The sequence below is a fragment of the Mycobacterium sp. E3247 genome, from assembly GCF_001667785.1.
Classification (GTDB): domain Bacteria; phylum Actinomycetota; class Actinomycetes; order Mycobacteriales; family Mycobacteriaceae; genus Mycobacterium.
The window spans coordinates 1-12,038 of record NZ_LZJG01000059.1 but is presented as its reverse complement, the minus strand read 5'-3'; the positions used below and the strand labels follow the sequence as shown (position 1 = coordinate 12,038).

Sequence of the window (12,038 nt, the reverse complement as noted above, 5' to 3'; positions counted from 1 at the left end):
CGCATGCGCAGCTCATCGGGGACCTGCTGGGCTCGTTCTCCGTGCCGGCCCGCGTGGTGCTCGTCGGCTCGAACACCTACCACCAGAACGTGTTTCGCCGGTGGCTGCGCGTCCCGCCGGCGCGCTGGCGCGATCCGCTGGAGCTGGCCCGGCCCACCCCCGCGGACACACCGTCGACGTTCGAGCAATCTGGGATCGCCTATTCCAACTCGAAACTCGCCCTCCTGTATTACGCGCACGAACTGCAACGGCGCGCCCCCGACGGAGTCAACGTGACGGTGTTCGAGCCGGGATTCATGCCGGGCACCGGGCTGAGCAGGGCCCATGGTCCCGCCATGCAGCGGGTGGGGCGCGTCATCGAGCGAATCCCTGGGGTGTCTGCCCCGCGCCGGTCTGGCCCCGCGCTGGCATCGATCGTGCTCGACGGCCGGTGGGCGCATCTGCGCGACGGCGCGTTCGTCGTCAAAACCCAAGAGCGCCAGGTGAAACCGTTCGCGCAGGATCGTCAGCGTGAAGCGCGGCTGTGGGAGGCCACCACCGAACTGCTCGACGCCGTCAAGTGAGCGCGTAACCCGTCAGCGCGCCGTCGGCCAGTTCGTCGAAGCGCTCGAGCGCCTCGTCACGGTCGGCGTCGATGCCGCGCAGCGCTCCGCGGTCGGCGAGATACCGCTGCGCGTGGAGCCGGGCGACCAGCGCCTTGCGCTCCCCGCCGCGGGTCGCGCGTTCCCAGGCGGCCTGCTCGGTGAGCAGCGCGCCCGCGTAGACGTCACCCATGAATTGGGCCAGCGGGAAGAGCCGCGCCTCGGCCACGTCGCGGTCCAGTTTGGACCAGGCGCTGATCGCTGCGTCCAGGTCCTCGATGCGCCCGGCGACCAGCCGGGTGGTGTCGTCGTCGTCGGACACCGAGACCGCGTCGCGCAGCCGCGCCAGCAACGCCTCGTGCGCGCGGGTCTGCTCGATGCCGCGCCGCACGTCCAGGCAGAGGATGTTGTCGGGTCCCTCCCAGATGGTGTTGACCTGCGCGTCGCGCAGCAGCCGGGCCACCGGCCAGGTCTCGATATAGCCGTTGCCGCCATGGATTTCGATGGCATCGGACGCCGCGGTGATCCCGAGCCGGCAGGCCTTGAGCTTGGTGACCGGGACCGCGATGCGCTGCCGCATGCCGCGCGGCTGGCGGTGGTTGGTGGCGCCGGTGCCGTCGAAAACCATTGCCTGCGCGGCTTCGACATCGACGATCATCTCGGCCAGCTTGCGCCGCATCAGCGGCTTGTCGATGAGCGCGCCGCCGAACGCGTGCCGCCGCCGGGCGTAACACAGCGACTCGACCAGGGCGCGGCGCGCGTTGCCGAGCCCGAACAGGGCGATACCCAGGCGCGCGGCGTTGGTCAGCTCCATCATGCGGCCCAGCCCCTTGCCGTCAGACGGGCCCGCCTCCCCGGTGGGTTCGCCGGACAGCAGAAACGCTTCGGCGTCAACGAATTCCACCTCACCGGAGGCCACAGACCGGGTGCCGAGCTTGTCCTTGAGGCGGCGCACCCGCACCCCGTTGCGCGACCCGTCGCGGCGGGTGCGCAGCACCAGGAAGTTGGCGACGCCGCGCGTCGAGTCGGGCGCTCCCTCCGGTTTGGCCAGCACGACGAACGCCTCGCCGGCGCAGTTGGAGGCGAACCACTTGAAGCCGTTGAGAATCCAGGCGTCACCTGCGCGGGTCGCGGTGGTCTCCAACGCGCCCAGGTCCGAGCCGCCGGTGCGTTCGGTCAGTAGTTGCGCCGTCTCGCCCGCCCACTCGCCGGAGGCGAATTTGGCCAGCACGTGCTCGCGTACGTCGGCGGGCGCGTAGGCGGCCACCAGCGACTGGACCATGCCGCCGCCCGTGCCGAGCGCGCAGCCCATCCCGATATCGGCCTGGTTGAGTAGATAGTTCGACGCGAACAGGCCCAGACCCGAGCTGACTTTGGCGGCCCGCGCATCGTTGCGCAGGGCCTGCTGGGCGTCCAGGACGGCGCGCTTGGACCGGGTGAAGGAGGCCGGCATGACAACCTGGCTGATGTCGTGGCCCCAGCGGTCGTACCGCTCGAGCCGGGGCGGGTTGCGGTCGGTCTCCTCGGCCCATCTCGCGATCGGTCCGCCCATCAGCTCGCCCATGCGCGCCAGGTGCGGCTCTATGACCCTCAGCTCGTCGGGCTGCAGGTAGTACGCCATGGTGAACTGCAGGGTGGGGTCGGTGAGGTACCAGTTGAGACCCACGGCCCCGCGGTAGCTCTCGGTCCGGTAGCGCTGGGCCTTTTCCTCGGTGGCGAAGGGCAACCGATCCACCGCCTCAACGGCGTAGTCGCTCATGGCACAGACGCTACGCGTTGGCGAGGAAAAGCAGACGCACCCTGCCGAGCTGGATTTCGTCGCCGTCGGCCAGCACGGCGGAGTCGACGGCCTCGCGGTTGAGATACGTGTGGTTCATGCTGCCCACGTCGATGATGCGGAATTGGCCGCCCTCGCTGAGGAATTCGGCATGCCGACGGCTGACCGTGATGTCGTCGAGGTAGATGTCGCTTTCCGGGTGCCGGCCCGCCGACATGACGGGCTGGGTCAAGGCGAACCGTGACCCGGTGTTGGGCCCGCGCGTGACGACCAGCATCGCGGAGCCCGGGCTCAACGCTGGCCTGTTCTCGACCGCCGCTTCGGCAGCGGCGGTTACCGGCGCGTCGAACTCGGCGGTTACGGCGGCGCCCATGTCACCGGTCAGCTCCTCCGAGCCCTCCCCCGCGGTTGGCCGGTGCGGCGGCGATCCTTCGTTGCTCACGCGGCTCGCGGCAGATCCGGATTCGCCGCTGCCGCTTGCGATGTCGGCCGCTGCGGTGCGGGTGCCCAGCCGACGTAGGTGAGGTACAGGCCGACGAGGGCGAAGATCACGCAGAGCGTGATCCACCAGGCCTGCGCGCCGATCATGTCATCCGCCAGCGACGCGAAGAACCGGGGAAAGGCCACCAGCAGCACCCCGCGCAGCACGATCAGCCAGCCGAGCAGGGAAACGATGGCGGCCGCGGCGCCTTTCCAGCTTCGGTGCGCGGCAACGATGCTCAGGCCGACCAGCAAGATGAAGGCGCCCGTCACGAAGGTCCACATCGAATTCGCCTCGAACTGCGACAGCAGCGACTGCATGTCCGAGGCGCGCGCCACCGCCGTCACGTCGACGATGACGAGGAAGGGGCCGAGCACACGCGAGAAAAAGCGCGTCGCGGTCTGTGATTGTGGTGAGTCGTTCATGGCCGTGCCTCTCATCCTCCGCCGGTCATTCGGCGATCCCCATTATCGGAGCACTTGACCGAGGCGCCGAGATAGGGACTTTTGGCCTGCGTCGGCGGGACCGAAGTGATGGCGGGACGGCGGCTATACCGGTGCGACGAACTCGGAGGTGTAAAACTCCGCCGGATTCTGCGAGTTTCCGTTTCGCCGCTCGATAATCACCCACACGCCCGTCGTGCCGGGCCGAATGGTGTCTTGCACGGTCGCCGTGCCGTTGCCCGCCCCGTCGATGTCCATGCCGGAGAACGCGGTGCCGGGGTCGCCCGGTCCGCAGGTGCTCGACGCCGGTCGCGGCATCTGGATGAGCCCGACGTCGAAGTGGGTGCCGGGCTCGGGCTCGTCGTACAGATGCACCTCCGCGACCGCCCTCGACCCGGAGGTATTGATCAGGGCGGAACCGGTGCCGAGCATTGGGCTGGGCACCTTCGGCGCCACTCCGACGCGGCTGAAATCGCAACGCCGCAAATAGTTGTCCAGGGCCACCGTGGTGCCGCCGTCGGCGGCCGCCGCGGTGATTTCGAACGTCACCGCCGGGGCGCTCGCCGCGATGGTCACCGCCGCACATGTTCCCAGCCTTCTCAGCGCGCTCATGGGGCCACCTATTGTTCCGGTGTGAAGTGGATCACAGCGGAATAGGTATTAACCCGGCCGCGGTGAAATCAAACGTTTTTTGCAAACAATTACTAGATCGTCAATTTCCGCGCTCTATTTGGCGGCTGACGAATTACGGCTCGAATCCGATAAAGGCCGCTAGGGCTTAATTCGGATTGGTCCCGGGGACCACCACCCGCTGCGGGTCGCGGTGCCCAGGTCGAGCGTCGCGGGCGTGGCGTCGGCGACGGTGTCGAACTTGCGCAGCGATCCCCAGTCCCGCCCCCAGTCGTGGGACAGGTAGGTCGACATCACGTGGGCCCGTAGCAGCAGGTCGGTGATGCCCAGCAGGCCGCCGTTCACGCCGTCCTGCCAGGTGTCGGTGTCCTGCTTCTTGGCGTTGTAGTCCGGCGTGATGCGGAACTTGGGGATCTCGGTGACGCCGTTGACGTGCAGCATCGGCTGCTGGCACGGGAAGGCCAGCCCGACCGCCCAGTCCATCAGCACCGGCTGTGTCGAGCCGACATACTCCTGCAACGAGCGCAGCTCCGGCACCCGCGGCGGGGTCAGCGCGATCCAGTCATCCGGCGTCAGGGACAGGTCCTCGGCGACCACCCGCACCGCGACCGCGTCGGCGGGGATCTGGGCGCGGGGGAAGCGCAGGTTGCGCCATACCTTCGGCTGCTCGCCGTACAGGTCGTAGGGCACCAGCCGTCCGGCGGGCAGCACGGCGCCGCCGGGGCCGGGCCTGCCGATTTCCAATTCCACGGTCTGCCCGTTGGTGTGGTGATGCAGGATGCTGTTGCCGGAGATGGTGCCCGCGGCGGTCACCACCACCAGCGGGTGCGCGGCGTCGGGCTTCGGCAGCTGGTACCACGCCGAGGTCAGCTTGCTCTGCTGCTGCGCGCCGGTGGTGTAGCTGCCGGCCAGCGGAACCTGATCGGGGTTGAGCCCGTAGGGCGGCGGCACGGTGGACCCGTTGATGCCCGGCGCCGTGAGCTTGAGCGGCGCGTCCCAGTCGTAGTCGGTGCCGGGCTGCGGCACTGACGTCTCCTTGACCGACTCGGCCAGAGTGCGGTCCGGTACGCCGTTGGGGGTGAAGCCGGTGGGGTTGACGCCCCCCAGGGGGCCCAGCGGGCCCCAGTTGCCGGGCAGGGCCGCCATGAAGCCCGCGTTGCTGTCGGGCTCGACGAGAATGTCGTCGGCCAGCCCGCATCCCCCGCTGAACTCGCGCAGGTTGTCCCAGGCGTTGGAGTAGGTGGGGTACTGACGCACGATGCCGGCCACCATGGACGCGACGAACACCAGCGCCATGAAGCCCGCGGCAATGGGGATGGGCGCCGCCGTCGCTGCACGCGCCAACCGGCCCTCGCCATGGCCGGTGTCGGCGAAGTGCAGCCACGCCGCGTACACCGCGGCGATCGCGAACAGCGCGAAAAATATTGTGCTGATTGTGATTCCGCCGACCTTCGGCATGCTGCTGTTGAACGGCACGCCGTAGCTGGAGACGTACCACCAGCCGTTGGTGGTGGCGAAACACAGCGCCAGGATGAACAACACCGCCGCCAGGAACGCCATCCGGTTGCGCGACCAGCGCAGCACCTCATGCGACACCAGCACCGTCGTCAGCGCGGCCATCGCGGCGCCCACCGCCGCGAACAGGCCGAAATGGTGCACCCACTTGGTCGGGGTGAACATCAGGAAGAACATGGTGCCGAAGATGACGCCCATCAAACGCCAGGCCGGTCCGCGGGCGACGCCGGGAACTCGCTTGCGCCGCAACATGATGAACAGGGTGGTGAAGAGGCACAGCGCCGTGATCAGGAAGCCGAAGCGGCGCGAGAGCGAGCCGTCCACGGTGGGCAGGATCAGGTAGTAGTAGCGCAGGTTCTCGGTGTACCAGGCCTGGCTGGGCCCGATGGCGGTGCGAATCCTGGTGGCCTCCAACACCGTTGCCAGCGTCTGGTCGGCGAACACCACGGTCAGGATCACGGTGCCGGCCGCCAGCATCGGGGCCACCAGGGGCAGCGTGCCGACCAGCCGGTGGCGGCGCACCAGGATGCGCAGGATCGGGCGACCACCGGCGACCAGCGCGGCGACCGCGATCAACCCGGTGGGCTGGACGCCGAGCGTGAACGCCGCGGTGATGACCGCCAGCGCGGCGGGCGTCAGCCTGCTGTAACGCATCGAGCGCTCGATCAGCACATAAGTGACCAGCGAACCGAGGGCGATGATCGGCTCGGGGCGCAGGCCGTTGTCGAAGGGCATCCATGCGGTCAGCAGCACCATCCCGGCGGCCCAGTTCGCGGCCTTGCTGCCGGCCACGGCCGGACCCAGCCGGGGGAGCACCTCACGCGAGAGCAGCAGCCAGCACAGAATGCCCGCGATGAGGTCGGGCAGCCGCATCCACAGGCTGGCGTCGCTGACGTGGGTCATCAGCGCCAGCAAGTTGTAGTACCAGCCGAAGGGGTCCTCGGGGCTGCCGAACCAGCGGAAGTAGTTCGACATGTAGCCCGCATGGTCGGCGACCCGGGCCATGCCCAGGATGTAGCCGTCGTCCGACGAGTTCGCTCCGATCACGTGCCAGAGCACAAAGCCGAAGATCACCACGACGTCTGCCAGGGTGAACGTGCGCCAGTTCGCGGGGATGAGGCGGCGCATGCGGTGGCCGTCCAACTGGTCGAGGCGCCACAGCGCGACCAGCGCGACGATGGTCGACACGATCGCCAGCACCATCGCGGCCAGCTTCAGCGTCGTCGGTGTGGTGGAGAAGCGGGTGTCGATGGTCGCCGAGAACTTCAGACCCGGCGGGGCCGGGCCGCTGAGATCGGTGAACACCCCCACGATCTGCGGCCGCAGGTTCGGGTCCGGGAAACCGCCGCTGATCGGTCTGCCCGCCGAATCCTTCAGTCCGACAAAGGTGGCGAAGGCGCCCGCCTTCGTCGAGCTGATCTCGATTCTGGAACAGCCGGGGGCACCTGCGGCTCCTTCGACCTGATCGCGAGGCGCGCTGGCGATCACCACGTTGCGGTCGGTGACGTCCACACGCTTGCCGTTGACGACGACGAACAGCGCGTTGAGCGCGGCGTCCTTGCCCTTCTTGGGCGCCGTGCTCAACACCACGCCGCCCTCGGGTGGCAGGGCGCGCACCGCAGCGCAGGGCACGGTTGCGGTGACGTCGACCGGGGTCAGCGAAATCAGCGGCGCGGTAACGCTATTCAGTCCGCCGTTCTGCGGCCAGTTGAGGGTCGCGGTGGTCTGCACGACCGGTAACAGCGGGGTCGCCACCGACAACACGAACCCGATCAGGCCGGCGATGGTCGCCACCCAGCGCGTCGTCCGCACGTCCTTACCGGCCGTCGTCACGCTCATGGGAGTGCCCGAATCGGTCCCTGCCGGCTCCAGCCGTGCACTGTCATCACACCCTGTTCGATCACGGCGTCCGGCGCCTGGTCAGCCGGCACCAGCCGGAAGTACTGCTCCACGGATCCCCAGTCGCGATACCAGTCGCCACGCAGATACGTCGAGACCGTCGAGGTACGCAGCATCGCCTGGGTGACCAGGAACGGGCCACCGGCCTCGCTGGCCTCCCACCCGTTCGACGACGACGCTGTCTGCTTGTGATCGGGCAGGATGCGGTACTGCGGAAGTTCGGCAACGCCGAGGTGTTCGGAGAACGGCCGCTGGCACGGGAAGTTCGCCGCCGTCGCGATGTCCATCAGCACGGGCGTGCGCGACCCCATCAGCTGCTGCAGGGTTTCCAGCACCGGCACCCGCGGCGGCGTGAACGCGAACCACTGATCCGAACTCAGGTTCGGGTCGTAGGCGACGATGCGCGCCACGTTGGCCTCGGGCGGCGCCCAGGTCAGCGGGAACCGGAGATTGCGCCACGCCGGCTCGGGGCCGATGTCGATCGGCTGCACCTCGCCCAGCGGCTGCGTGGTGCCGTCGGGACGGGTGGCGCCCCACTGCAATTTCAGCGACTGCCCGTAGGTGAAGGTGCCGTCCTCTTTGTAGGACCAGATCGCGCCGGACGCCGACACCACGACGATCGGGCGGTCCGGCGTGCGCGGGGGCAGCTGATACCACGCGGAGGTGGCCGTGGCGGCCAGCGAGTTCTCGCCGTAGCTGCCCATCACCGGGGTGCGGGCCGGGTCGAGGCCGAACGGCAGCGCCGCGTGCGAGCCGTTGACGCCGGCCGGGCCTCTCCCGCCGGCCGTGCCCGCCGAGTCGCTCATCGCCGCGTTGGGCTTGTTGGGTGACGCGTCGGAATTCACCACGCCAGGCTTGGTCACCACCGGATACGACCTCAGGTCATCGCCGACGCCGTCTGGTTTGAAGCCGACCGGGGTGAGACCGCCGAGCGGGCCGTCGGGGCCGAAGGTCTGCCCGGGCGCAGGCTGCAGCATGCCGGCATTGGGGTCGGGCTCGGTCAGCACGTCGTCGGCCATGGCGCAGCTCTGCGGGGTAGTCCCCGCAAAAACCCCAGTGATCGCGGCGAGGTTGGCCTTGGCGGTGGTGTAAAGCGGGTAGCGGAACACCGCGCCCTTGGTCAGCGAGGCGACTTCGCCGACCACCATGATGCTCGCGACCACCAGCAGCGGGGTCGACGCCAGCACGCGGTTGCGCCGGTTGTCCTCGACCTCGGTGTGGCCGGCGTAGTCCATGCGGAAGTGCTGCCATGCGGCCAGCAGCCCGGTGAGGATGGACAAGGTCAGGAACATCGACGTCACCGGATGGCTCGCGATCACCGGCTGGATGTCGTACCACGGCACCCCGTAGTTGCCGACGTAGAACCAGCCGTTGATGCCGGAGGTGGCCCACGCCAGCACGAACAGCAGCGCGGTCACGTACAGCGTCAGGTTGCGTCGGTTGTGCAGGCCGATCCGGGCGAGCGCGAACGCGGTGACCGCGCCCAGCGCGCCGGCCAGTCCGGCGAAGGCGCCGAACTGAACGGCCCACTTGGTGGGGGTGAACGTCAACAGCAACAGGCCGAGGGCCGTCGTGCCGATCAACCGCCACGCCGGGCCGCTGGCCACTCCTGGGACCCCGCCGCGGCGCAGCAGGATGACCAGCATCCCGAACAGGCACAGGAAAAGAACCAGCACCGCGAATCGCCTGGACATGGACCCGTCGGGGTTGGACTCCACCGTGAGGAAGTAGTACCGAAGCCAGTCCTGGTACCAGGCGATCGTCGGCCCGACCTTGTACTTGATGCGCGCCGACTCCGCGACTGCTGCCAGCGTCTGACTGCGGAAGACCACGACGGTGATCAGGGACAGCGACGCCGCCAGCACGGCCAGCGGTGCAAGGAGCCCGTCGGTCGCCCTGCGCCGCCGGATCGTCTGGGCGATCGCTCTCGACCCGGTCAGCAGCGCGGCGACGGCGATCAGGCCCTGCGGCGCGAGCGTCGCGGTGAGCATCGCGACGAAGATGGCGACCGCGGCCGGGGCCAGGCGTTGCAGCGCGATGGCGCGTTCGACCAGCATCCAGGTGGTCAACACGCCGAGCGCGATCAGCGGCTCGGGCCGCAGCCCGTTGTTGAACGGCAACCAGGCGGCCAGGAACACCGCACCCGCGGTGAAGACCGCCACCCGGTTCGCGGCCAGGCCGCCCCTCCCCGGGCCCAGCCTGCGCAGGACGCAATGGCTGATCACCAACCAGGAGGCGATGCCGGCCAGCGTGGCGGGCAACCGCATCCACACGCCGGCGGTGCTCACCGACGCCAACCTGGACAGCAGCCCCAGGTACCAGTCGAACGGCGCGTCCGTCGCGCCGAAGTAGCGGTAGTAGTTGGCGATGTAGCCGGCCTTCGGGGCGACGCGGGCGATGGTCAGGTTGTAGCCGTCGTCGGACGACGTGGCGCCGATGACGTGCCAGAGCAGCAGCGTCGCGATCACCCCGGCGTCGGCGATCCAGGTTGCGATCCCGACGCGGCGCCACGAACTCCACCGCGCCCGGGGGCGGTAACGGGAGAGCCAAGCGATCGGCGACCGCCAGTTCACCAGCGTGCCCCCGCCGCGGCTGCGCCGGTCGAGCGCGGCCAGCGCGATGACGGCCGTCAGGACGGCCAGGGCGCCCACGGCCATGGCCAGCAGCTTGACGGCGGTGGGGGAGGTGATGAACCGGGTGTCGATGTCGACCCGGGCCGACAGCCCGGGCTGGGCGGGCACTTTCAGGTCGGTGAAGATCCCGCCGACCTGCGGCTTCTTGTCCGTGGAGAGTCTTCCCGAGGCGCCGGGAATGCCGACGAACTCCGCTCCCGTGCCGCCGGCGTCGGCCCAGGCGTGCAGCACGCTGCAGGCACCGCCGGCGACGGCGGGCCGCGGCGCCACGGCGGCGACGGTGTCGCGGAATGCGACCACCACCGAGTCCTTGTCGGCGCGCACGAACAGGCCGTTCTTGCCGGCGTCGACGCCTCCGGCGGGCAGCGTCGAGATCACCAGGCCGCCGGCGGCGGGCAGGGTGGCGATCGCCGCGCACGGGACGGAGATGTCCAGCGCGCGCGGTGCGCCGGACACCAGGGGCGCGGTGACCTGGGTGACGTGCCCGTCCACGATGCCCTGAGGCCACAGCACCGTCGCGGTGGTTTGTCGGACCGGGAGCAGCGGGACGAGTGCGCACAACAGCAGTCCGACGATCCCGGCGACGGCGGCCACCAACCGTGGGATCCGCTGCGATTGCTGATTACCGTCGGGGGACACGAGGCTCGATGGTAAGCGAAGCTGCTTGGTCCGCTGAGGACGCGGGGCCGTGCGGCGGCCCGCGCAGGCTCAGCGGGCGAGCCGCGCGGCCAGCGTCTGCAGCCCGGAGCCGGCGAGGTCGGCGAGGGCCGCGGTCCGTCCGGTCATCGCCATGAGGAGCGCCTCGCCGGGCCCGGTGACCTCCGATCCCCGGCCGTGTTCCCAGTCGACGTCGGTGGCGCGCAGGCGCAGTCCCCGGATCCGGCGGCCGGCGCCGAGCCGGGGGTTGCCGGGCACCAGGGCGAGGACCCGCTCGAGCCGATCGGCGGGGACGGCGCGCGGCCGGCCCAGCGCGCGGCGGATGTCTTGGTGATGGATGGTGCCGTCGACGAGTGCGATCATTCCGCCGAAACCCGCTGTCAGCCCGCGCGGTTGGAGGTGAGTGCACAGATAGTCGAGCAGCTGTTGGGCGCTGAGGTGGGCGAACTCGTCGACGCCCACCTGGTTGGCCCGCACGATCCGGCCCTTCGCGAAACGCTCGAGCAGCCCCAGCGTGCCGAGCTCTTCGTAGCTGATCATGTGCGCCACAACGTCTTTGACCGTCCAGCCCGCGCACAAGCTGGGTGCGTCCCACTGCTGCGGCGTCAGCGTGGCGAGAAAGTCCGCCAGGTCGGCCCGCTCGGCGCGGGCCATGCTCATCAGGTCGGTCGTCATCGCCGCCCCCTGCCTAGGTCTTGCGCAGCGGCGCGGGATTCCACAGGCCGCTGCGGGTGGCCGTCCCCAGCTGCAGCCGGGCGGGCTGGGCCTCGGGGTAATACGGCGTCAACCGTTGCAGCGAGCCCCAGTCGCGCGACCAGTCGTTCTTCAGATAGGTGGCCATGGTCGTCGCCTTCACCAGCAGCTCGGTGACACCCAGTGGGCCGCCGCCGTTGTTGTCCATCACCGGCGAGTTGGCTTCGGCACCGAAACGGTCCGGCAGGATGCGCCATTTCGGGGTCTCGTCGACGCCGTTCTGGTGGCCGAACGGCCGCTGGCAGGGGAACGCCAGGCCGACCAGCCAGTCCAAGAACACCGGGTCTTTGGAGCCGACCACGTCCTGCAGCGTGCGCAGCTGCGGAATCCGCGGCGGTGTGAGCGCGATCCAGTGCTGCGGGGCCAGGTCTTCGTCGTCGGCGACCAACCGGATCTGGGTGGCGTTGGCGGGGATGGCCGACAGCGGCAGCCGCAGGTTGCGCCACGCCGGCGACGCCCCCACGTCGGCGAACTGGAACGACCCGCCGGGGTGCCCGCCCGCGACGGCGCGCGGCCGCTGCTGGTGGTGAGCGCGGCCGGCCGTTTCGACCCCCGCGAGGTTCAGGTCCAGTGGGCGACCGACGACGAAGCGGCGGGCGGGCACCCCGGCGGGTCGTTCCAGTTCGCCGACGTGGGGGCGTCGCCGGCGTGGCGCAACCTGCGGCTGCC

At 69.7% G+C, this 12,038-nt stretch carries 8 protein-coding genes and 2 pseudogenes; 2 read left to right on the top strand and 8 right to left on the bottom strand.

Annotated elements, in window-relative coordinates; all coding sequences use genetic code 11:
* Positions 1–563: pseudogene (locus A9X04_RS30785) on the top strand (short-chain dehydrogenase); the annotation flags it as partial.
* Here the strand turns inward: A9X04_RS30785 and A9X04_RS03105 are convergent.
* The 8 genes and pseudogenes from A9X04_RS03105 to A9X04_RS03070 form a co-directional block, all read right to left on the bottom strand.
* On the bottom strand, positions 556–2,340 hold the full coding sequence (locus A9X04_RS03105; protein ID WP_067917645.1) for an acyl-CoA dehydrogenase family protein: 1,785 nt from the start codon (positions 2,338–2,340) through the stop codon (positions 556–558). The pseudogene A9X04_RS30785 and the gene A9X04_RS03105 overlap by 8 nt on opposite strands.
* 10 nt (positions 2,341–2,350) lie before the next feature.
* On the bottom strand, positions 2,351–2,800 hold the full coding sequence (locus A9X04_RS03100) for an FHA domain-containing protein (protein ID WP_082974774.1): 450 nt from the start codon (positions 2,798–2,800) through the stop codon (positions 2,351–2,353).
* The gene (locus A9X04_RS03095) at positions 2,797–3,264 is read right to left on the bottom strand and encodes a hypothetical protein (RefSeq protein ID WP_067917644.1); all 468 of its coding nucleotides are present in this window, start codon (positions 3,262–3,264) and stop codon (positions 2,797–2,799) included. Before A9X04_RS03095 ends, A9X04_RS03100 begins: the two co-directional genes overlap by 4 nt.
* A 123-nt stretch (positions 3,265–3,387) precedes the next feature.
* The gene (locus A9X04_RS03090; RefSeq protein ID WP_067917641.1) at positions 3,388–3,894 is read right to left on the bottom strand and encodes a hypothetical protein; all 507 of its coding nucleotides are present in this window, start codon (positions 3,892–3,894) and stop codon (positions 3,388–3,390) included.
* Between the two features lie 159 nt (positions 3,895–4,053).
* Positions 4,054–7,266, bottom strand: coding sequence for an arabinosyltransferase domain-containing protein (locus A9X04_RS03085; protein WP_067917639.1), 3,213 nt, complete (start codon positions 7,264–7,266; stop codon positions 4,054–4,056).
* A complete protein-coding gene (locus A9X04_RS03080) occupies positions 7,263–10,598 on the bottom strand; it encodes an arabinosyltransferase domain-containing protein (RefSeq protein WP_156764196.1) in 3,336 nt (1,111 codons plus the stop codon). Before A9X04_RS03080 ends, A9X04_RS03085 begins: the two co-directional genes overlap by 4 nt.
* A 69-nt stretch (positions 10,599–10,667) precedes the next feature.
* The gene (locus A9X04_RS03075; protein WP_067917637.1) at positions 10,668–11,291 is read right to left on the bottom strand and encodes a maleylpyruvate isomerase family mycothiol-dependent enzyme; all 624 of its coding nucleotides are present in this window, start codon (positions 11,289–11,291) and stop codon (positions 10,668–10,670) included.
* Positions 11,292–11,304: 13 nt separating this feature from the next.
* Positions 11,305–11,871, bottom strand: a pseudogene (locus tag A9X04_RS03070) (arabinosyltransferase C-terminal domain-containing protein); the annotation flags it as partial.
* Between A9X04_RS03070 and A9X04_RS30220 the strand changes: the two are divergent.
* Positions 11,860–12,038 (top strand): arabinosyltransferase C-terminal domain-containing protein (locus A9X04_RS30220; protein WP_231985651.1); only part of this gene is annotated, 179 nt, incomplete at its 3' end. The pseudogene A9X04_RS03070 and the gene A9X04_RS30220 overlap by 12 nt on opposite strands.